Source organism: Streptomyces sp. bgisy159, from assembly GCF_057707805.1.
Map to the genome: position 1 here is coordinate 74,220 of NZ_JBYIQX010000010.1, position 21,023 is coordinate 95,242.

At 74.1% G+C, this 21,023-nt stretch carries 17 protein-coding genes and 3 pseudogenes; 9 read left to right on the forward strand and 11 right to left on the reverse strand.

Annotated elements, in window-relative coordinates; all coding sequences use genetic code 11:
- Positions 1 to 69: 69 nt before the first annotated feature.
- Positions 70 to 391: pseudogene (locus AC3ET3_RS12685) on the reverse strand (carbamoyltransferase N-terminal domain-containing protein); the annotation flags it as partial.
- Positions 381 to 524, reverse strand: a pseudogene (locus tag AC3ET3_RS12690) (NAD-dependent epimerase/dehydratase family protein); the annotation flags it as partial. The pseudogenes AC3ET3_RS12690 and AC3ET3_RS12685, both read right to left, overlap by 11 nt.
- A 178-nt stretch (positions 525 to 702) precedes the next feature.
- Between AC3ET3_RS12690 and AC3ET3_RS12695 the strand changes: the two are divergent.
- Both AC3ET3_RS12695 and AC3ET3_RS12700 read left to right on the forward strand, forming a co-directional pair.
- Positions 703 to 1,593: a polysaccharide deacetylase family protein gene (locus AC3ET3_RS12695; RefSeq protein ID WP_435612130.1), complete on the forward strand. Its 891-nt coding sequence runs from the start codon at positions 703 to 705 to the stop codon at positions 1,591 to 1,593.
- Positions 1,594 to 1,616: 23 nt separating this feature from the next.
- Positions 1,617 to 2,057: an SRPBCC family protein gene (locus tag AC3ET3_RS12700; protein WP_432136994.1), complete on the forward strand. Its 441-nt coding sequence runs from the start codon at positions 1,617 to 1,619 to the stop codon at positions 2,055 to 2,057.
- Between the two features lie 206 nt (positions 2,058 to 2,263).
- On the opposite strand, the gene AC3ET3_RS12705 is transcribed toward AC3ET3_RS12700, so the two are convergent.
- The 6 genes from AC3ET3_RS12705 to AC3ET3_RS12730 form a co-directional block, all read right to left on the reverse strand.
- Positions 2,264 to 2,905: a DinB family protein gene (locus tag AC3ET3_RS12705; protein WP_435612131.1), complete on the reverse strand. Its 642-nt coding sequence runs from the start codon at positions 2,903 to 2,905 to the stop codon at positions 2,264 to 2,266.
- Positions 2,906 to 2,948: 43 nt separating this feature from the next.
- Positions 2,949 to 4,100: an XdhC family protein gene (locus tag AC3ET3_RS12710; RefSeq protein ID WP_432136992.1), complete on the reverse strand. Its 1,152-nt coding sequence runs from the start codon at positions 4,098 to 4,100 to the stop codon at positions 2,949 to 2,951.
- A 45-nt stretch (positions 4,101 to 4,145) separates the two neighbouring features.
- Positions 4,146 to 5,603, reverse strand: a complete 1,458-nt coding sequence (locus AC3ET3_RS12715; protein WP_432136991.1) for an NCS2 family permease — start codon at positions 5,601 to 5,603, stop codon at positions 4,146 to 4,148.
- Positions 5,604 to 5,775: 172 nt separating this feature from the next.
- Positions 5,776 to 8,163, reverse strand: a complete 2,388-nt coding sequence (locus tag AC3ET3_RS12720) for a xanthine dehydrogenase family protein molybdopterin-binding subunit (protein ID WP_432136990.1) — start codon at positions 8,161 to 8,163, stop codon at positions 5,776 to 5,778.
- A 2-nt stretch (positions 8,164 to 8,165) separates the two neighbouring features.
- Positions 8,166 to 8,738 (reverse strand): (2Fe-2S)-binding protein, encoded by a 573-nt coding sequence (locus AC3ET3_RS12725; RefSeq protein WP_432136989.1) that lies wholly within the window; start codon positions 8,736 to 8,738, stop codon positions 8,166 to 8,168.
- Positions 8,738 to 9,628: an FAD binding domain-containing protein gene (locus tag AC3ET3_RS12730; protein ID WP_432136988.1), complete on the reverse strand. Its 891-nt coding sequence runs from the start codon at positions 9,626 to 9,628 to the stop codon at positions 8,738 to 8,740. The genes AC3ET3_RS12725 and AC3ET3_RS12730 overlap by 1 nt, the downstream gene beginning before the upstream one ends.
- 369 nt (positions 9,629 to 9,997) lie before the next feature.
- On the opposite strand from AC3ET3_RS12730, the gene AC3ET3_RS12735 reads away from it, so the two are divergent.
- Both AC3ET3_RS12735 and AC3ET3_RS12740 read left to right on the forward strand, forming a co-directional pair.
- Positions 9,998 to 11,713 carry a PucR family transcriptional regulator gene (locus AC3ET3_RS12735; protein WP_432136987.1) on the forward strand — a complete coding sequence of 572 codons (1,716 nt, stop codon included), beginning with the start codon at positions 9,998 to 10,000 and terminating at the stop codon, positions 11,711 to 11,713.
- A 166-nt stretch (positions 11,714 to 11,879) separates the two neighbouring features.
- Complete coding sequence (locus AC3ET3_RS12740) at positions 11,880 to 12,635, forward strand: hypothetical protein (protein ID WP_432136986.1); 756 nt, start codon at positions 11,880 to 11,882, stop codon at positions 12,633 to 12,635.
- Positions 12,636 to 13,099: 464 nt separating this feature from the next.
- Here AC3ET3_RS12740 and AC3ET3_RS12745 read toward each other — a convergent pair whose 3' ends face one another.
- Entirely contained in the window at positions 13,100 to 13,945 is an 846-nt protein-coding gene (locus AC3ET3_RS12745) for a GntR family transcriptional regulator (protein ID WP_435612132.1), read from the reverse strand.
- A gap of 164 nt (positions 13,946 to 14,109) precedes the next feature.
- Between AC3ET3_RS12745 and AC3ET3_RS12750 the strand changes: the two are divergent.
- Together AC3ET3_RS12750 and AC3ET3_RS12755 are read left to right on the forward strand one after the other, a co-directional pair.
- Positions 14,110 to 14,559 (forward strand): annotated as a pseudogene (locus AC3ET3_RS12750) ((2Fe-2S)-binding protein); the annotation flags it as partial.
- Positions 14,560 to 14,873: 314 nt separating this feature from the next.
- Positions 14,874 to 15,917: a DUF2637 domain-containing protein gene (locus AC3ET3_RS12755; RefSeq protein ID WP_432136984.1), complete on the forward strand. Its 1,044-nt coding sequence runs from the start codon at positions 14,874 to 14,876 to the stop codon at positions 15,915 to 15,917.
- A 96-nt stretch (positions 15,918 to 16,013) separates the two neighbouring features.
- On the opposite strand, the gene AC3ET3_RS12760 is transcribed toward AC3ET3_RS12755, so the two are convergent.
- Both AC3ET3_RS12760 and AC3ET3_RS12765 read right to left on the reverse strand, forming a co-directional pair.
- On the reverse strand, positions 16,014 to 16,490 hold the full coding sequence (locus tag AC3ET3_RS12760) for an ATP-binding protein (RefSeq protein WP_432136983.1): 477 nt from the start codon (positions 16,488 to 16,490) through the stop codon (positions 16,014 to 16,016).
- 474 nt (positions 16,491 to 16,964) lie between these two features.
- Positions 16,965 to 18,218: a protein phosphatase 2C domain-containing protein gene (locus tag AC3ET3_RS12765; protein WP_435612133.1), complete on the reverse strand. Its 1,254-nt coding sequence runs from the start codon at positions 18,216 to 18,218 to the stop codon at positions 16,965 to 16,967.
- Positions 18,219 to 18,573: 355 nt separating this feature from the next.
- Between AC3ET3_RS12765 and AC3ET3_RS12770 the strand changes: the two genes are divergently transcribed.
- The 3 genes from AC3ET3_RS12770 (at position 18,574) to AC3ET3_RS12780 (ending at position 20,966) form a co-directional block, all read left to right on the forward strand.
- Complete coding sequence (locus AC3ET3_RS12770; RefSeq protein ID WP_488191826.1) at positions 18,574 to 19,041, forward strand: hypothetical protein; 468 nt, start codon at positions 18,574 to 18,576, stop codon at positions 19,039 to 19,041.
- 364 nt (positions 19,042 to 19,405) lie between these two features.
- On the forward strand, positions 19,406 to 20,470 hold the full coding sequence (locus tag AC3ET3_RS12775; RefSeq protein WP_435612134.1) for a TrmB family transcriptional regulator: 1,065 nt from the start codon (positions 19,406 to 19,408) through the stop codon (positions 20,468 to 20,470).
- A gap of 4 nt (positions 20,471 to 20,474) precedes the next feature.
- The gene (locus tag AC3ET3_RS12780; RefSeq protein WP_435612135.1) at positions 20,475 to 20,966 is read left to right on the forward strand and encodes a DUF456 domain-containing protein; all 492 of its coding nucleotides are present in this window, start codon (positions 20,475 to 20,477) and stop codon (positions 20,964 to 20,966) included.
- Positions 20,967 to 21,023 lie beyond the last annotated feature (57 nt).

Sequence of the window (21,023 nt, forward strand, 5' to 3'; positions counted from 1 at the left end):
GTCGTCGACCGGGGGAACCCGGCCGCCTCGGCGAGGTCGAGGGCGGCCTCCACCTCATGGGCGTGCGGGGCGCGGTGGTGGCGGACGTCGAGCAGGGAGCCGGGATACGCGGAATCCGCCGTCGCCGGTGGCGTGGACGTGCCGGCGCAGTTCGGGCAGGAAGCGGGGGGTGCCGTAGGAGGCGAGGGCCATCACCTTGTACTCGTCAGCTGCTGCGCAGGAAGCCGAGGTGCTGCGTGAGCTCCTCGTACAGGAGGCCGAGGGAGTGCGGCAGCCGCTGGGTGGCGAGGGTGTCCAGCTTGCCGTCCCGGTAGCGGCCGGCGAGATGGCTGGCGCACTCGCCGCGGCCGTCGAGGACGAGGACCGCGCTGTCGGGGTAGGGCGAGGCCGGCGCGGGTACCGGTGACCAGGTTGTCCAGGCAGACGACCTCGACGCCGGCGTCGAGCAGCCGTCCGCACAGGTGGGAGCCGATGAATCCGGCGCCGCCGGTCACCAGTGCGCGGCGCCAGGTGCGTGCGCTCATGGGGGCCTCCTCGCTTGCGCCATCACTTGCGTGTGGGCGCGAGTAACCCGGCTCGACCGTCGCATGCCATCGGCAGCGGCCCGCAGGCCAGAGCCGCGAGGTGGGGGGGTTCCCAGCCCGGCGGACTGTCATGAACCCGGTATAAACCGCGTCTATAGCCGCTATGTATAGTCCGGGCATGCCTTCATCGACCAGCGCTTCCCCGACCGAGCCGACCGAGCCGACCGAGCCGACCGAGCCGACCGAGCCGACCGAGCCGACCGAGCCGACCGAGCCGACCGAGCCGACCGAGCCGACCAGGAAGACGCGGAAGTCGGGCCGCGGGTTCCGCGCGGTGCGCACCGCCGCCGTCGCCGCGTCCCTGGCGCTGGCCGTCGCGGGATGCGCCGGACTGGACACCACCGCCCCGAGTTCCGTCCGCGCCGGTTCCGCGCCCACCGCGCAGGCCCGCTTCGGGACGGTCGACTGCCGCCACGCCAAGTGCATAGCGCTCACCTTCGACGCCGGGCCGAGCGAGCACTCGGCGCGGCTGCTGGACATCCTGAAGGAGAAGCAGGTCCCGGCGACCTTCTTCCTGCTGGGCAAGCGGCACATCGACACCTACCCGGAGCTGGTCAGGCGGATGGCGGCCGAGGGGCACGAGGTGGCCAGCCACACCTGGACGCACCGGATCCTGACCCAGCTGGAACCGGACCAGATACGCGAGGAGCTGCGCCGTCCCAACGAGGAGATAGAGCGCCTCACCGGCCGGCGCCCCACGCTGATGCGCCCGCCGCAGGGCCGGACGAACGACACCGTGCACGAGATAAGCCGTGAGCTGGGCCTGGCGGAGGTGCTGTGGACGGTGACCGCCAAGGACTACCAGACCGACGACTCCGCCCTCATCCAGCGCCGCGTCCTGGAACAGGCCGACCGGGACGGCATCATCCTGCTGCACGACCTCTACGACGGGACCGTGCCCGCGGTGCCCGGCATCATCGACGCGCTCAAGGCGCGCGGTTTCGTGTTCGTGACGGTGCCCCAACTGCTGGCGCCCGGCGCGGCGGAGCCCGGCGAGGTCTATCGCTGACGGATGTTCCCTACGATCACTCCGTGGTCATCTTCCATCTCGAACGCACCGCACCGCTCCCCCTCGACGAGACCTGGCGCCGGCTCACCGAGTGGCACCGGCACGGGGACGTCGCACCGCTCACCCGGGTCCGGGTGCTCACTCCCCCGCCCACGCACGAGGGCACCGAGTTCGTGGCCCGCACGGGCGTCGGCCCGCTCGGCTTCGACGACCGCATGGAGGTCACCGTGTGGTCCCCGCCGACCAAGGACGCGCCGGGCCGCTGCCGGCTGGAGAAGCGCGGCTGGCTGATGCGCGGCTGGGCGGAGATCGAGGTCGCCCCCGGCCCCGGCGGCCGCAGCAGCGTCCTGTGGCGCGAGGACCTGCGGGTACGCCTGCTGCCGTCGCTCTTCGACCCCGCGCTGCGGGTGACGGCCCGGACGCTGTACGGCAGGGCGGTGAACGCGCTGTTGCGGCGACCGTGAACCGGGGGTGGCCCGCGCCGGTCCCCTGTACCGCGGCATGGCGGATGCCGCCGGACGCGGCCACCGGTCAGCGCGTCCACCACTGCCGTGACCGCGACCCGCTCGTCACGCGGAGCGGGCCCCCGCCTCGCGGACGATCAGCGAATGCCGGCGACAACGGGGCGGCCTGCTGCCGGAGTTCACCAGGAACCGGGCGCTTCGGCAGATCAGCGCCCGCGACCGGCGTCGTGCCGCACGACTGTCGCGTCCCCCGGGACGGCCTCTGAGGCCTGAATCGGTGCGGCCGATCCGGCGGCCTGCTCGATCCTCGCGCGGTGGGCCGCGCGGGCTTCCTCGTCGATCTGCTGCTCGTGTTCGGCCCGCAGCCCGGTCCGGCCGTCGAGGCCCTCGCGCAGGATGTCGGCGTGCCCGGTGTGCCGGACGGACTCGCCGAGGACGTGGACCATGACGGCGAACAGGTTCGTGTGGGCATGAGGTTCGGGCCACCACGGCACGTGGCCGGGGGCGTCGAGGGGAAGGGCGTTGATCGTCGCGTCCGAGTGTTCCCACGTCCGCCGGTAGAAGCCGATGATCTGATCGCGGGTCTCGTCCTCGGCCGCCCACAGATCGCTGCCGTCGGAGTCCTGCCATCGGGGCAGCGGCTCCGGGGAGGGGCGGCCGAAGACCTCACCGAAGTACCTGGCCTCGACGGTGGCCACGTGCTTGACCAGGCCGAGGAGGTTGGTCCCGGTCGCTGTCAGAGGTCGGCGGGAGTCGTATTCGGACAAGCCGTCGAGTTTCCAGAGCAGCGCCTCGCGGTCCCGCCGCAGTCTCCCGTGCAGGTTGTCCTTCGCGAACGCATCGATCATGCGGCGTGAGCCTGCCACGGGCTGCTCGTGGTCGCAAACGGCCTCAGGCCACCGACCCGATCCGCCCCGCCGGCCCCGCCCCCGGGTCGTGGTGGATCGGGGTGTGGGCACCGGTCAGGGAGACGCCGGTGCCGCCGCGGCGGTCGGCGACGATCTCGGCGGCGATGGACAGGGCCGTCTCCTCGGGGGTGCGGGCGCCGAGGTCGAGGCCGATCGGGGAGCGCAGGCGGGCCAGTTCGAGGTCAGTGACGCCGACGTCGCGCAGGCGGGCGGCGCGGTCGAGGTGGGTGCGGCGCGAGCCCATCGCGCCGACGTAGGCGACCGGGAGGCGCAGGGCGAGCCGGAGCAGGGGGACGTCGAACTTGGCGTCGTGGGTCAGGACGCAGAGCACCGTGCGGGCGTCGACGCCGGTGCGCTCCAGGTACCGGTGCGGCCACTCGACGACGATCTCGTCGGCCTCGGGGAAGCGGGCCCGCGTGGCGAAGACGGGCCGGGCGTCGCACACGGTGACGTGGTAGCCGAGGAACTTGCCGGCCCGCACCAGCGCGGAGGCGAAGTCGATCGCGCCGAAGACGATCATCCTGGGCGGCGGGACGGAGGACTCGACGAGGACGGTCAGCGGGGCGCCGCAGCGGGAGCCCTGCTCGCCGATCTCCAGGGTGCCGGTGCGGCCGGCGTCGAGGAACGCGGCGGCCTCGGCGGCGACCGTGCGGTCCAGTTCGGGGTGGGCGCCAAAGCCGCCGTCGCGGGAACCGTCCGGGCGGACCAGCAGGGCGCGGCCGAGCAGCGCGGCGGGCCCGGTCACGACCCGGGCCACGGCGGCCGCCCCGCCGCGCGCGGCGGTTTCGAGCGCCGTCGCGACCACCGGCCGGGCGGGGTCGCCCGCCCGGACCGGGGTGACGAGGACGTCGATGACGCCGCCGCAGGTGAGCCCTACGGCGAAGGCGTCGTCGTCGCTGTAGCCGAAGCGTTCCAGGACGGTGTCGCCGTCCTGGAGCGCTTGCCGGCACAGGTCGTAGACCGCTCCTTCCACACAGCCGCCGGAGACCGAGCCGACCGCCGTGCCGTCGGCGTCGACCGCGAGCGCGGCGCCGGGCTGACGGGGCGCGCTGCCGCGGACGGCCACCACGGTGGCGACGGCGAAGTCACGGCCCTGCTCGACCCACCGGTTGAGTTCCTCGGCGATGTCCAGCATCTCTCGGTCTCCTTAACAGCGGTTGCGTACGACGGAGTCGGGCGGTCAGTGCACGCCCATCCAGCTCTCGACCGGGTTGAGGGCGAAGAAGAGCAGGAAGACGGCGGTCAGGGCCCACATGAACGCCCCGATCTCGCGTGCCTTGCCCTGGGCGGTGCGGATGGCGACGTAGGAGATGACGCCCGCGGCGACGCCCGCCGTGATCGAGTAGGTGAACGGCATGATCACGACCGTGAGGAACACCGGGATCGCGGTGCCCCGGTCCGCCCAGTCGACGTGCCGGGCGTTCATCATCATCATGGCGCCGATGACCACCAGCGCGGCCGCCGCGACCTCGCCGGGCACGATGGCCGTGAGCGGGGTGAAGAACAGGCAGGCCGCGAAGAACAGGCCGGTGACGACCGAGGACAGGCCGGTGCGGGCACCCTCGCCGACGCCGGTGGCCGACTCGACGAACACGGTCTGCCCGGAGGCGCCGGCCACGCCGCCGATCGCGCCGCCCGCGCCGTCGATGAACAGCGCCTTGGACAGGCCCGGCATGCGGCCCTTGTCGTCGGCGAGCTTCGCCTCGGTGCCGACGCCGATGATGGTGGCCATCGCGTCGAAGAACCCGGCGAGCACCAGGGTGAACACGATCATGCCGACGGTCATCGCACCGACCTCGCCCCAGCCCCCGAACTCCACGTCGCCGAAGAGCGAGAAGTCCGGCATGGACACCGCGCTGCCGTGCAGCTCGGGGGCGCCGCCGGCCCACTGCCGGGGGTCGATGACGTCCAGCGCGTTGAGCAGGACGGCGAGGACGGTGCCGCCGACGATGCCGATCAGGATCGCGCCGGGCACGCCGCGCGCCTGGAGCATGAAGATGGCGAGCAGGGTGGCCGCGAAGAGCAGCACCGGCCAGCCCGCGAGTTCGCCGGCCGGGCCCAGGGTGACGGGGGTGGCCTTGCCCTGGTGCACGAAGCCGGCCTTGTAGAAACCTATGAGGGCGATGAACAGGCCGATGCCCATGGTGATCCCGTGCTTGAGCGCCAGCGGGATCGCGTTCATGATCATTTCACGCAGGCCGGTGACGACCAGCAGCATGATGACCGCGCCGTACATCACGCACATGCCCATGGCCTGCGGCCAGGTCATCTGCGGGACGACCTGGGAGGCGAGCACGCCGGACACGGAGAGGCCGGCGGCGAGGGCGAGCGGCACCTTGCCGAAGAAGCCCATCAGCAGGGTGGCCAGGGCGGCCGCGAACGCGGTCGCGGTGATCAGGGCCTGCGGGCCGAGCGTGGCACCCGCCACGTCCTGGCCGGACAGGATCAGCGGGTTGAGCAGGAGGATGTACGCCATCGCCATGAAGGTGGTGATGCCGCCGCGCACTTCGCGCGCGACCGTGGATCCACGCCGGGAGATGTGGAAGTACCGGTCGAGCCAGGACCTGCCGGCCGGGACGCGCGTGCCGTCGCCCGCGTCGTCGGCTGTGGTCCTCGGCTCAAGTGACTGCTGGGTCATGTGGGCCTACTCCCAAGGTTCAAAGGGGCACCCGCGCCGACCGCTTGCGCGGTCGCGGGATTTGGGAAGGTGCTTCGGCCGCACGACCCGGGGGACGGCCCGAGGCGAACGATCGCTGTTGCTCCGGGCGGCGCGGAGTGTGTGACGTTCCGTGCGCCGCCCGGAGGGTCTGTCACGCGGTTCCGGTGAGGTGTTCCGGTCGTACCGGCGTGCGGTTGAGCTCCAGCCCGGTCGCGTTCCGGATCGCCGCGAGGACGGCCGGGGTGGACGACAGGGTGGGGGCCTCGCCGATGCCGCGCAGCCCGTACGGGGCGTGGTCGTCGGCGAGTTCGAGCACGTCGACGGGGATGGTCGGCGTGTCGAGGATGGTGGGGATCAGGTAGTCCGTGAAGGAGGGGTTCCTGACCTTGGCCGTCCTGGGGTCGACGACGATCTCCTCCATGACGGCCACGCCCAGTCCCTGGGTGGTGCCGCCCTGGATCTGGCCGATGACGGACAGCGGGTTGAGCGCCTTGCCGACGTCCTGGGCGCAGGCCAGTTCGATCACCTTGACCAGGCCCAGCTCGGTGTCGACCTCGACGACCGCGCGGTGGGCGGCGAAGGAGTACTGCACGTGGCCGTTGCCCTGGCCGGTGCGCAGGTCGAAGGGTTCGGTCGGGCGGTGCCGCCACTCCTCCTCGACCTCGACGGCCTCGCCCTCCAGCACGTCGGCCAGGCCGGCCAGGACCTCGCCGGCGTCCGTGACGACCTTGCCGCCCTCCAGCAGGAGTTCGGCGGTGGCCCAGGCCGGGTGGTAGGAGCCGAACCGGCGGCGCCCGATCTCCAGGACCTTCTCGCGCACCAGCTCGCAGGCGTTCCTGACGGCGCCGCCGGTGACGTAGGTCTGCCGGGAGGCGGAGGTGGAGCCGGCGCTGCCGACCTGGGTGTCCGCCGGGTGGATGGTCACCTGGGTGACGCCCAGCTCGGTGCGGGCGATCTGCGCGTGGACGGTGACACCGCCCTGGCCGACCTCCGCCATCGCGGTGTGCACGGTGGCGACGGGCTCGCCGCCGACGACCTCCATACGGACGCGGGCGGTGGAGTAGTCGTCGAAGCCCTCGGAGAAGCCGACGTTCTTGATGCCGACCGCGTAGCCCACGCCGCGGACGACGCCCTCGCCGTGCGTGGTGTTGGACAGGCCGCCGGGCAGCTGGCGCACGTCGGCGCCCTCGCTGGACTCCCACTGGCGCTCCGGCGGCATCGGCATCGCCTTGACGCGGCGCAGGAGTTCGGCGACCGGGGCGGGCGAGTCGACGGGCTGCCCGGTCGGCATGACCGTGCCCTGCTCCATGGCGTTGCGCTGCCGGAACTCCACCGGGTCCATGCCCAGTTCCTTCGCGACCTTGTCCATCTGCGCCTCGTAGGCGAAGCACGCCTGGACGGCGCCGAAGCCGCGCATCGCACCGCAGGGCGGGTTGTTGGTGTAGAGGGCGAGCGCCTCGATGTCGACGTCGTCGACGACGTACGGGCCGACGCTCAGCGACGCCGCGTTGCCGACGACCGCCGGGGAGGCGGAGGCGTAGGCGCCGCCGTCCAGCACGATGCGGCACCTGACGTGGGTGAGCTTTCCGTCCTTCGTGGCGCCGTGCTCGTAGAAGAGCTTGGCGGGGTGGCGGTGGACGTGCCCGAAGAAGGACTCGAAGCGGTTGTAGACGATCTTGACGGGCTTGCCGGTGCGCAGGGCGAGCAGGCAGGCGTGGATCTGCATCGACAGGTCCTCGCGGCCGCCGAACGCGCCGCCGACGCCGGCCAGCGTCATCCGCACCTTGTCCTCGGGCAGGCCGAGGACGGGGGCGATCTGGCGCAGGTCGCTGTGCAGCCACTGGGTGGCGATGTAGAGGTGGACGCCGCCGTCCTCCTCGGGCACGGCGAGGCCGGACTCGGGGCCGAGGAAGGCCTGGTCCTGCATGCCGAAGGTGTACTCGCCCCGGACGATCACGTCGGCCCGCTCGGCGGCCGCGCCGGCGTCGCCGCGGACGATCGGCTGGCGGTGGACGATGTTGGGGTGCGGGACGTGCCCGCTGTGGTGGTCGTCGCGGTGCTCGTGGACCAGGATCGCGTCCGGGGCCGTCGCGGACGCCTCGTCGGTGACGACCGGCAGCTCGCGGTACTCCACCTTGATCTTGGCGGCGGCGCGGCGGGCGGTCTCCGGGTGGTCGGCGGCGACGATCGCGACCGGCTCGCCGTGGTGGCGGACCTTGCCGTGGGCGAGGACCGGGGTGTCCTGGATCTCCAGGCCGTAGTTCTTCACCTCGGTCGGCAGGTCGTCGTACGTCATCACGGCGTACACGCCCGGCGTGGCGAGGGCCTCGGCGGTGTCGATGGACACGATCTCGGCGTGGGCGACGGTGGAGCGCAGGATCTGGCCCCAGAGCATGTCCTCGTGCCACATGTCGGACGAGTACGCGAACTCGCCGGTGACCTTCAGGGTGCCGTCGGGGCGGAGCGTGGACTCGCCGATGCCGCCCTTGGTCTGCGAACCCTGGGTGATCTTGGTGGGGGTGCCGTTCGGGGAAGCCATCGTCAGACCGCCTCTCCCTGCCGGGCGGCCGCCAGGCGGACCGCGTCCATGATCTTCTCGTAGCCCGTGCAGCGGCACAGGTTGCCCGACAGCGCCTCGCGGATGTCCGCGTCGGTCGGGTTGGGGTTGCGCTCCAGCATCTCGTCGGCCGCGACCAGCAGACCCGGGGTGCAGAAGCCGCACTGGACGGCGCCGGCGTCGATGAACGCCTGCTGCACCGGGGACAGTTCGGTGCCCTCGCCGGTCTGCGAGTCGGTGCCCTCGGCCTGCCACCGCTGGGCCTCGTCGAGCGGGGTCCCGCACGCGCCGGTGCCGCAGGAGCGCTCCTTGGCGTACTCCGCCAGGCCCTCCACGGTGACGACCTCACGGCCCTCCGCCTGGCCGGCGGCGACCAGGCAGGAGCACACCGGGACGCCGTCGAGCCGGACCGTGCACGACCCGCACTCGCCCTGCTCGCAGGCGTTCTTGGAGCCGGGCAGGCCGAGGCGCTCGCGCAGCACGTACAGCAGGGACTCGCCCTCCCAGACGTCGTCGGCTTCCTGCGGGCGTCCGTTGACGGTGAAGTTGACGCGCATCACGCGGCTCCCTTCGCGGTGCGGCGGGTGCCGCGGTACGACTCCCAGGTCCAGGTCAGCGTGCGGCGGGCCATGACGCCCACCGCGTGGCGGCGGTAGCTCGCGGTGCCCCGCACGTCGTCGATCGGGTTGCAGGCGGCCGCGCACAGGTCGGCGAACTGCTTGGCGACCGACGGCGTGACGATCTTTCCGTTGTCCCAGAAGCCGCCCTCGTCCAGCGCGGCGTTCAGGAACTCCTCGGCGGCCTTCGCCCGCACGGGGGTCGGGGCGGCCGAACCGATGCCGGTGCGGACCGTGCGCGTCTCGGGGTGCAGTGCGAGGCCGAAGGCGCACACGGCGATGACCATGGCGTTGCGGGTGCCCACCTTGGAGTACTGCTGCGGTCCGTCGGCCTTGTCGACGTGCACGGCGCGGATCAGCTCGTCGGGGGCGAGGGCGTTGCGCTTGACGCCCGTGTAGAAGGCGTCGATGGGGATGCGGCGGCTGCCGCGCACCGACTCGACCTCGACCTCCGCGCCGGCCGCCAGGAGGGCGGGGTGGGCGTCGCCCGCCGGGGAGGCGGTGCCGAGGTTGCCGCCGACGCCGCCGCGGTTGCGGATCTGCGGGGAGGCCACGGTGTGGGAGGCGAGCGCCAGGCCGGGCAGTTCGGCGCGCAGGTTCTCCATGATCTTCGTGTAAGGGACGGAGGCACCGAGCCGCACGCTGTCCTCGCCGACCTCCCATTCGTAGAGGTCACCGACGCGGTTCAGGTCGAGCAGGTACTCGGGCCGCCGGTGGTCGAAGTTGATCTCGACCATCACGTCGGTGCCACCCGCAATCGGCACAGCGGTGGGGTGCTCGGCTTTCGCTGCGAGCGCCTCCTCCCAGCTGGCGGGGCGAAGGAAGTCCATGACCGGCTCTCTTCTTCGTCTCGTGGGTCGTCCGGATCGAGCCAGATCTGGTGCGGCGGGCCCGGCTCGTTCATGTGGTGTTCACGTGGAGTGGGCTCAGTACACAGCGCCGTACTCCGACGGGGTCAGTCACGGAAACCATGAAGGAGTTGGCTGGCCAGCGAGGTCATCTTGTAGATTCGTATGAACGGAGGCCATCGGAAACCTCCCTGTTCTCCCGTGGAAACGTGGGAAACGGCCAGGCAGGGCCCGGGGCGCTGCTCACAGGCCTCCCGTCCGGCGGCCAGGACCCCCGTCACCGGGTGCCGGCCCAGGAGATCCCCTCAGGGTTCATCGTAGATTTCGAGACAAAGAACGGCGGCGACGAGAATGCGGCTGCGCGCACTGCTGGACACCGACGCGCTGGGCCTGCGGCTGCTCGGCGGCGAGGACGAGCTGGACCGCACCGTGCGCGGGGTGATGACCACGGACCTGCGGGACCCCAGCCGCTATCTGTCCGGCGGCGAGCTGGTCCTCACCGGCCTGGCCTGGCGGCGGGACGCCGACGACTCGGAGCCGTTCGTGCGGATCCTGACGCAGGCCGGGGTGGCCGCGCTGGCGGCCGGCGAGGCGGAGCTCGGGGACGTCCCCGAGGACCTGGTGGTGGCCTGCGCCCGGCACCGGCTGCCGCTGTTCGCGGTGCACGAGTCGGTGGCGTTCGCGACCATCACCGAACACGTCGTCCGGCAGGTCAGCGGCGAGCGCGCCGGGGACCTGGCGGCGGTCGTCGACCGGCACCGGCGGATGATGACGTCGGGCCCGGCGGGCGGCGGTCCGGACGTGGTCCTCGACCTGCTCGGCTCCGACCTGGACCTGCGCGCCTGGGTGCTCTCCCCCACCGGCCGGCTGATCGCGGGCTCCAAGGCGGCCGGTGCCGCCCTGCCCGGCGAGGTGCGCGCCCGGCTCGCGGCAGAGCACCTGGCGGGGATGCGTTCGGGCCGCCGGGGCCCGCACCGGGTGACGGTGGGGCCCGTGACGTACTCGCTCTTCCCGGTCCGCGGCGGCGGCCGTTCCCCGCAGACCGCCCGCGACGTCCGCGAGACCGTCCTGTCGGACTGGCTGCTGGCCGTCGAGGCGGACGCCGGGGACTGGGCCGAGGAGCGCCTGGACCTGCTGCAGGGCGTCACCCAGCTGATCGCGGTGGAGCGTGACCGCCGGGACGCGGCCCGCACGGTCCGACGGCGCCTCGCGCAGGAGGTCCTGGAGCTGGTGCAGACCGGCGCGGCCCCCGCCGAGATCGCCGCACGGCTGCGGGTGGCGGCGCCGGTGCTGCTGCCCGGCCTGGGCGCGGCCCCGCACTGGCAGGTGGTCGTGGCGCGCGTCGAGTGGGAGGGGACGGGGGGCGCCTTTGCAGAGGGCGGCGTGCGTCGGGAGCCCGGGGAGCCCGACGGCGGCCCGGTCGCCCAGTCGCTGCTGGAGGAGATCCTGGTCGACCCGGGCACGGCCGGGCCCGACCCGTCCGACCGGATCGCCGTGGCGCACACCGGTGAGGAGGCCGTCGCCCTGGTCCCGTTGCCCGCGGTGTCCGGTGAGCACGACGGCTCCCAGGCGGGCGTCCTGGCCGACGCGCTGCTGACGGCCGTCCGGGAACCGCTGTCGGCGGGCCTGGACGACGACGGCCGGGTCACGCTCGGCGTGAGCGCGGCGGTGCACTCGGCGGAGGGCCTGCGCGGGGCGCTGGAGGAGGCCCGGCACGCCCGCCGGGTGGCGGCGGCCCGGCAGGGCCGGGTGTGCGCGGCCGGCCACCAGGAGCTGGCCTCGCACGTGCTGCTGCTGCCGTTCGTCCCCGACGACGTCCGCCGCGCCTTCACGGCCCGCCTGCTGGACCCCCTGCGGGACTACGACCGTCGTCATCGCGCCGAACTCATTCCCACCCTGGAGGCGTTCCTCGACTGCGACGGCTCCTGGACGCGCTGCGCGGCCCGGCTCCACCTGCACGTCAACACGCTGCGCTACCGGGTCGGCAGAATCGAGCAGTTGACGAGCCGTGACCTGTCGCGCCTGGAGGACAAGCTGGACTTCTTCCTGGCACTGCGGATGAGCTGACCCGCCGGGGCCGTGGTTCGCGAACCGGCGGAGCGCGCAAGTCCCCCGACTTTGTGAAAAATTTCACCCATCCCCTTGGCCGCGACCGCCGATTCGTGCTGAGATGCCGCCACCACTCAAGAGCTCGATGGCGCGCTATGGGGAGGGCAATGTGGCGCAGTCCGCCATGTCTGGTACCGGAACGAACCCTGGTGACGATCCCCTCCAGACCGCGGTGTGGCGGCTGCGCTCGCGGGCCTGCTGGGCCGACGCCGCCGCCCTCCTCCCGGGCGACACCGCGCCGGCCGCCCTGCAACGTGCGGCGCTGCTGGCCGAGCGCTGCCTGTACGCCGAACAGGGCTGGCAGGAGGCGGAGGACGCGCTGCGCACGGCGGAGGCGCTGGCGCACACCGACGAGGAACGCGGCGCGGCCGCCTGCGAACGCGGCTACCTGGCGTACGCGGCCACCCTGCTCGGGGTACGCGACCGGGCCGACGAGGCGCGGGCCGCGCTGGGCCGCGCGGCGGCGTTGATCCCGCCGGGCGGGGCGGGCCGGGCGCTGCTGGACTTCCGGCGGGGGCTGGTGGCCCAGAACCTCGCCGAGGCCCCGCAGGCCGCGCGGGCCGCCTTCCACCGCGCCCACGCCGGCGCCACCGCCCACGGGGACCTGCTGCTGCTGTCCTGTACCTGGCGCCATCTCGCCGGCCTGGCCCTGCGGGACGGCGAGGTCACCGAGGCCCGGCACGGCTTCGCCGAATCGCTCCGGATCCGCGAGGAACTGGGCTACCTGGTGGGCACGGCCCCGGCGCTGGTGTCCCTGGCCGACACCGAGACCGAGCCGGAGGCGTCCCGGCTGCGCGAGGAGGCGAGGCGGCTGTTCCGGCTGCTGGGCGGCGTTCCGACGTGGCTGGCGGGGCAGTTGGCGGGGCCGGAGGCGGCGTGAAGCGGGGGCCGGCGGCAGCCCGAGGAAGCCTGATGCGGTGAGGCGGGGAAACCTGAGGCGGTGAGCCGGGGAGGCAATCCGAGGCGGTGAGCCGGGGAGCCAGCCCGAGGAGGCGAGCCGGAGGAAGCCCTGGGAGGCCTGAGGCGTCGAACCGGGGAGCCAGCCCGAAGAGACGAGCCGCAGGAAGCCCCGGGAGGCCTGAGGCGTCGAACCGGGGAGCCAGCCCGAAGAGACGAGCCGCAGGAAGCCCCGGGAGACCTGAGGCGTCGAACCGGGGAGCCAGCCCGGGGCGAAGGCGGGACCGGCCGCGTGAGGAGGCCTGAGGCGGCGGGCCGGGCGACAGCCCGCGGCGGCGAGCGGAGGGCAGTCCGAGGCGGGGGCGCGACCGGCAGAGTGAGGCAGGCAGGGCCACCGGCGGAGGAGGCAGGCAGGGCCACCCGGCGGCACGAAGCGGGGGCGGGGTCTCAGCCCGCGGCCCCCCAGTGCCCCGCCACCAGCGCCCGCACCGCGTCCAGATCCCGCAGGACCAGCGCCTCCAGCAGCGCCGTGTGCTCGGCCGCGTCGGCGACCGGCGCCACCGGCCCGCCGACCGGCGGCCACTGGGCCCGCCGGTGCAGGTCCTCAGCGATCCGCACCAGTTGCTCGTTGCCGGTGAGCGCCAGCACCGCCCGGTGGAAGGACCGGTCGGCCTCTGCGTAGGTGGCCCGGCAGCCGGAGGCCGCCGCCCGTACCGTCGCCTCCGCGAGCGGCCGCAGTTCGGCCCACCGCTCGGTGGGCACCGTCCGGGCCAGCCGCAGCATCACCGGGACCTCGATCAGCGCCCGCACCTCCGCCAGCTCGGCCAGCTCGCGCGCCCCGCGCTCGACCACCCGGAAGCCGCGGTTGGGGACCACCTCGACGGCGCCTTCCAGCGCGAGCTGCTGCATGGCCTCCCGGACGGGCGTCGCGGAGACGCCGAAGCGGTCGCCGAGGGCCGGCGCCGAGTACACCTCGCCGGGCGCCAGTTCGCCGGCCACCAGGGCGGTGCGCAGCGCGTCGAGGATCTGACCTCGTACCGAGGAGCGCTGGACGACGGGCCGGGGCGCCGGGAGGGGCGTCTCGCAGTGCGTGTGCTCGCCGCGGGCGGCCGCGGGCCCGCCCTGCGGAGCCGGGCGTTCGCGCGCCGCACCTTCGCGCGCCGCACCTTCGCGCGGCGGGTCTTCGCGCGGCGGGTCGGCGGCGCCGGGCTGGGCCGGTACCCGCGCCTCGCCGTGCCGGTGGCCCCGGGCGGCGGTCCCCGACTCGGCGGAGCCGTGCGTGCCCTGTTTCACGGGATCCTCCTCAGGCTCCGGGCTTGTCGGTACTTGGGGTCATTACGGCCGGTTGTTACTCGTCCGTCAAGCACCTTAGGGCCACCGAGCGCCAGTTCAAATCCGAACAGAAATCGGTAAGGTAAGGCTTACCTTCAAGAGCCGCGAACGATCCCTGCGAAACGGTCCCGTCATGCCCCGCGGCGACACTGCCCGGCGCGCGGATCGCCCCGGACGAGGAGGCACTGCGGGCGCGGCTGCGCGCGGCGGTCGCCGAGCACCACGCGCCCCTCCTCAGCGGCCTCGGCCCGCGCGCCAGGCGCCGCGGGAGGGCGCTGTGGGGCATGGTGACGGACGAGGTCGTCGACGGCCTGTGGTACGTCGCCGCACAGCGGGGCGAGGAGGACCGCGCCCGCCGGGAACCGGAACTGCTGCTGCCCGGCACCGCACACCCCTACGTCGGCACACCGGCCTTCCGCGACCTCACCGGCCCCGGCGGAGAGCGGGTGACCACCCGGAACCGGGTGAGCTGTTGCATGTTCTACACCGTGCGCCCCGAGGAGACGTGCGCGACCTGTCCGCGCACCTGTGACTCCCCGCGGGTCACCAAGCCGACCGCTGCCGCAGCGAGTTGAGGTCCCGGCCGGGCACCCCCGGCACGGGGCACGACCTGGCGTCCCGTAAGATCTGCGCCGGACGGGACCTCCCCGAGGTTACGGGTGATTCACAACTTCCTCACTTGTCGCAGGAACTTTCCGAGGAACCATCCGTACGGGTAGTCTTATTCGAACTCAACTCCCGCCCCTCAAGCGGTAGTTCGAGCAGAACGTCGCCCTGGGCATCCCCTTGCACCTCCTTGGCGGCCTCTTGCCCCGAAACCCTCTGAGGGCTGATGGGATTGGGCCACTATGGCGGGCGTTACGCCCTATCCCAATGCAAGGGACCCCAGATGAGACTGACCGACATATCGCTGAACTGGCTGCTTCCGGGCGCCGTGCTGCTCCTGGGCATGCTGGCGGCGGTGGCGGTGCTCGCGCGCAGCAAGCGGTCCGGGGAGCACGCCAAGACCGAGGACTCGTGGGAGCGCAGCGAGGAGCGCCGCAGGCGCAAGGAAGCGATATACGGCACCGCCTCCTACGTGCTGCTGTTCTGCTGCGCGGCGGTCGCCGCCGCGCTCTCCTTCCACGGCCTGGTCGGCTTCGGCGAACAGAACCTGGGCCTCACCAACGGCTGGCAGTACCTGGTGCCGTTCGGCCTGGACGGGGCGGCCATGTTCTGTTCCGTGCTCGCCGTCCGTGAGGCCAGCCACGGTGACGCGGCGCTCGGCTCCCGCATACTCGTGTGGACCTTCGCGGCCGCCGCCGCCTGGTTCAACTGGGTGCACGCGCCCCGCGGCCTGGGCCACGACGGCGCCCCGCACTTCTTCGCCGGCATGTCGCTGTCGGCCGCCGTCCTGTTCGACCGGGCGCTGAAGCAGACCCGCCGGGCCGCGCTGCGCGAGCAGGGCCTGGTGCCGCGCCCGCTGCCGCAGATCCGGATCGTGCGCTGGCTGCGGGCCCCCCGCGAGACCTACAGGGCCTGGTCGCTCATGCTCCTGGAGGGCGTACGCAGCCTGGACGAGGCGGTCGAGGAGGTGCGCGAGGACAGGCGCCAGAAGGAGGAGAACCGGCTGCGCCGCCGGGACCAGCAGCGCGTGGAGCGCGCCCAGCTCAAGGCGCTCAGCCGCGGCCACCGCGGATTCGTCGGCCGGGGCGGCCGCCAGGTGGAGATGGCCACCACCGTGGAGCGGGCCGACGCCGACCGGGTGTCCGCGGAGCCTGCCATATCCGCGGCGGAACAGCTGCCCGTACGCGCGCGTCCCTCGTTGCAGCCCGTCCGCAGCGGTTCTGAGTCCGCCCCCGTCGACCTCACCGCGGAGGACGACACAATGGCGCTGCCGCGGCTCGACTCCCTTGAGCGCAAGCTGAAGGACCTGGAGCAGCAGTTCGGCTAGGACCGGACGACCGGACCGGGCGCGACATGACGGGAGGGCGTGGCCTCGACGGCCACGCCCTCCCGTCGTCGTACCGCGTGCCGCCCGGCCCGGTCCTCACGCGGCGTCGGCGCCGCCCAGTTCGAACCAGACCGCCTTGCCCACCGCGTGCGGGCACACCCCCCACGCGTCCGCGAGGGAGTCGACGAGCACCAGGCCCCGGCCGTGCGTACCGTCGTCGCGGTCCGGCATCCGCAGCCGGGGCCTGCGGGCCACGAAGTCCCGGACCTCCACCCGCAGGCCGCTCGGCCCCAGCGTGGCGGTCAGCACCGCCTCGTGGCCGGTGTGGACGAGCGCGTTGGTGACCAGCTCGCTGGTGAGCAGTTCCGCCGTCTCGGTCTCGTCCGGCCTCCCCCAGTGCCGCAGCAGCTCTCGGACGGCGTGCCGGGCCTCGCAGACCGCCCGGAGATCCGCCCGGCCCAGTCTGCGCCGCAGCCGGTACGGCTGCGGCGTCCCCGCAGCCCCGTCGGGCTCCTCCTCGGCCGTCGCGGCCCCTGCCGTTCCCGTCTGCGCCGAGGTTCCCCCGATCGTCACGGAACCGCTGCCTCGTGCCTGCCTCTTCATGACCCCCGCCCGCGCGCCGATGTGGATTCCCCTCCAGCTCGAACACGTTCACGGGGATGCTTGCCCGTTGGACCCACGGCCAGTCATGTCGAGTCGAGGACGACCAGGTGTTCGGCCAATCGCACGGGGCCGGGCGGCGCGTCCGGGCGGCGTACGGGTTCCGCCGGCGCGAGAGATGGGGCGGCTGGTCCTGGACTGATCCGGAACTTCTCCCGGCGGAGGCGGCAACCGGGCCGCGGGCCACTCCGAGCGCCGGACGGCCAGGGTTGTACGCCGGGCCCGAAGTTGGCCGGAAAGCGACGCCCGGACGGGAGGGTGGCGCCGGTGAGCGGGGCCGCCCTCCCGACCCCCGTGGCCTGAGGGCAGCCCTTGTGCGGGTGCGTGGCCGTGGCGCGTGGCCCTGGGCCCCGGGCCCTGCCCAGGCGTCGGGAACACCGGACTCGCTCACGCCTCCCACACGGCGGCCACCGTACGGTCGTCGGAGTACCCCTTGACCCGCACCTGGCTGTCCGCGAGGAAGGCGGCGAGGCCTGGCGGGGTGCGGCCGGACCAGCGGCCCGCGAGGTACTCGGACAGTGCGGGCTCGCCGCGCAGCGGGTCGGCCAGACCGCCGCTGCACAGCAGCAGCGTGTCCCCTGGGCGGGCCACGGAGGCGCGGAACCGGAAGGTTTCGTGGGCCGGCCCGTGCGGCTGTCCACCGGCTCCGGCGGCCGGTTCGCCCGCGCTCTGCGCGGTGCCCGGTTCGATGTCCTGCCAGCCGCCGTCCCGCAGCCGGAACAGTCCGCCGGCGCCGACGCCGAAGAACACGCGGGTACGGCAGTGCGGGTCGGCGGGCAGGAGCAGACAGCGCAGGGTGGCGGAGTACTCCTCGGGCTCGAGGCCCTGTTCCACGGCGCCGGCGCGCAGGCGGCCCAGGCTGCGGTCGGTGAGGCGGTGCAGCCCCGACTTCAGGTCGCCGCGCCGGGCCGCGCGCAGATCGGCGACGAGACGGGCGTGGCTGCGGCCGACGGCACGGGCGATCCACCCGCAGACGTCGGCGGCCGCCCGGTGCGCTCCGGGGGCGGCGCGGGCGCCGGTGGCCATCGCGACGAGGACGAGCGCCTGGTCTCCGGTGCCGAAGCGCGCGGTGAGCAGGGCGTCGCGGCGCGGCTCGCCCCGGTAGCGGGCGGAGTCCCCGCGCAGGGACACCGCCCGCAGGGTGCAGGTCCCGTAGCGGGCCCCGTCCAGCACGGTGTCGGGCACCAGGTCGTCGAGCCCGTCCGGCTCCGCGGGCGGCAGTGCCGTGGGCTCGGGCTCGTAGGTGGGCGGCCCGGAACCGACGTAGTCCCTGAGCACCGGTACCCGCGACGGCCCGTCGACCGGCCACTCGTCGGCGGCCTGGCCGCGCCGCACGGCGGAGGCGGGTTCCCGGATGGCGTCGGCGAGCGGGTCCTCGGCCTTGGACGAGGCGAGCGGGCCCTCGGCCGCCGACGAGGCGAGCGGGCCCTCGGCGTCCGCTTCCGCGGTCGCGGACGGCGGCCCGTCGGGGGCGTGGCCGGAGCGCGGGGGCGTCCCGTCGGGCGCGGTGTGGCGGGATCGCCCGGGCGTCCCGTCGGATGCGGTGGGTGCGGGGCGGTCGGGGGTCTCGGCGCCGCCGGGGACGGAGGGGCCGGGTGGTCGGCTCGCCCCGGGGGCGGCGACGGCGGTCCGGGGGTCCACAGCGGGGGTGTCTTCGGAAGCGGCGGGCGGGCTGTGCGCCGCCGCACCGCTCCGCGGGTCGGGGGACGGCCGCTCCGTCCCCGGACTCGCCCCGGTGGTCGCCGCCGTGGGCCCTTCGGGGCCGCCCGGCGGCCGCTCGGCGAACCCCGGTGGCAGCGGTCCCGGCGGGAAGCTGACGGGGCCGGGCGGCGGCTCCGCCGACGCTTTCCCGGGCGGGGACGACCGGTGTGCGGGCTGTACGGCCTGCTGCCCCGAGGACCGGTCCGACGGACGCCCCGGCGGCGAGGGGGCAGGGGCCGGGCCGGGCGGGTCCGCCGGTAGCCGGCCGGAATCCCGGCCCGGCGCTTCGGCTTTCGTGGGCGCCGCTCCCTCGGCCGACCCGGACGGCTCCGGCCTCGGCTCCGAAGACCCCGACGCCGATCGGGGCTCGCCCGACGCCGCCCCGGACGCGCCCGACGCCGGCCCCGACACCTCCGGCGCGGGCCCCGGAGCCCCTCGTTCGGTGCGCTTCCTCGGCCCGGGCACCTGCGCCGGCGGGGTGGGCGGGGTCTCGTCCTCCGGATCCCAGAGGTCCCAGGTCGCCGACCACTCGGCGCCGACGGCGCTCCGCGACCTCGCCGCACGCCCGTCGCCGGTCCGCTCGTCGTCGCCCCGCTCTCCGCCTCGTCCGCCCTCCGCGCGACCGGCCGCCCCGGACGCCCCGGGTCTCCCGACCGCCCCCGCCGCCGAGGCGAAGCGGTCGTCCAGGGAATCGGCGGCGGCCGTGGGGCCCGCGTCCTGGGCGGAGTCGTCGTACAACTGCCCCCACCAGTCGTCGTCGTGACCGGTGGACCTGCCCCCCTGCTGGCTCATGCGGTAATTGTCCACCGCGCGGGCCACCGGAAAACGGGACATCGGGAAAATGACGCCCCTCCGAACACGCGTACGTGAACGGCCGCCGAACGGCTCCACCCCCCACGGGAGAGCCACCCGGCGACACGGGTGACCCGGGCCCGAACCCCTGTGCGCCCCTGCGCGTCGGACCCCGGATCACGTCATCGGAAGACGGTGATCACGGTCACCGCCGTGGCTCACCTTGGCAGAGTGACCGGCGGTACGGCGATGATGGGCCGTGGCGGGTTCGCGCCGTGGCCGTTTCCCGCCACCCTGGCCCCCGCCGGCCGTGCGAGTGCAGGAGGAACACCCGGATGCTGGGAGCGATAGGGCTCGACGAGGCGCAGGAGGCGGCGTACCGGGCGCTGGTGTCGGCGGGCGCGCCGGACGTGCCCGCGCTGGCCCGCCGGCTGGCGCTCGGCGAGCGGGACACGGGAAGCGTGCTGCGGCGGCTGGAGCGGCAGGGCCTGGCCGCGCGGTCGCCGGGCCGGCCCGGCCACTGGGTCGCCGCTCCCCCGGGTGTGGGGCTGGGTGCCCTGCTCACCCAGCAGCGCCACGATCTGGAACGGGCGGAACTGGCCGCCGCGCTGCTCGCACAGGAGTACCGGGCGGCGGCCGTCGAGCCGGCGGCGCACGATCTGGTGGAGGTGGTCACCGGAGCCGCGGCGGTCGCCCAGCGCTTCCAGCAGATCCAGCTCGGCGCGAGCGAGGAGGTGTGCGCGCTGGTCACCGGCACGCCGGTCGCGGTGTCCGGCACGGACAACCACGCCGAGGAGCGGGCCGCCGAGCGCGGAGTGCGCTACCGGGTGGTGATCGAGCGGTCGGTGCTGGACCGGCCGGAGGGCGTCACCGAGCTGACCGCCGCGCTGGCCCGCCAGGAGGAGGTACGGGTGGTGGACGAGGTGCCGACGAAACCGGTCGTCGCCGACGGCACCCTCGCTCTCGTGCCGCTGACCGGCCGCTCGGCGGAGCCGGCCGCGCTGGTGGTGCACGCCGTCGGGCTGCTGGAGCTGCTGTCGGGCCTGTTCGAGTCGGTGTGGCGGCAGGCGCTGCCACTGCGGCCGGGGCCGCACGACGTCGCCGGGCGGTACCCGGACGGCCCGGACGCCGCCGACCTGGAGATCCTGTCGCTGCTGCTGGCCGGGCTCACCGACGCGAGCGTCGCCAAGCAGCTCGACGTGGGACTGCGCACGGTGCGGCGCCGGGTGAGGCGGCTGATGGAGCTGGCCGGTGTGACGACCCGGATGCAGCTCGGCTGGCAGGCGTACGAACGCGGCTGGGTGACCCGCGATCCCCAGCCCGGCGCGTACCGCGGACGCCCCCGCCACCGACCGACCCCCGCCACGGACTGCGGGGGCGGCCCGGCTCCGGCACCCTGAACAGATGGGAGCGTGGGAACTCCTGCTCGTCGGCTCCGTGATCCTCCTCGGTCTGGGCGGTGTCCTGGTACCCGGCGTGCCGGGCTCCTGGCTGGTGTGGTCGGCGGTCCTGTGGTGGGCGCTGAAGGACCCGGAGCCGATCGCCTGGACGGTGCTGGTGGGCGCCACGGGCGCGCTGCTGCTCTCCCAGGTGGTGCGGTGGGCGCTGCCGCCGCGCCGGTTGCGTGAGATGCGGGCGAGCGGCGCCGACTTCCGCATGGCGGCGTACGCCGGCACCGGCGCGCTCCTCGGATTCGTGGTGCTGCCCGTGGTCGGTGCGATCCCCGGCTGCCTGGCCGGGGTCTACCTGTGCGAGCGGCTGCGCCTCGGCCGGCACGGCGAGGCCCGGGCGGCGCTGCGCTCGGTGATGCGCTCGGGCGGCTGGAGCATCCTGACCGAGCTGTTCACCTGTCTGCTGATCGCGGGCGCGTGGGTCGGCGCGGTACTGGGTGGCTGAACACCGCCCCGCCCCGGCCGTGCGCCGGGTCACCGCCCGGCCCCGGCCCCGCGCCGA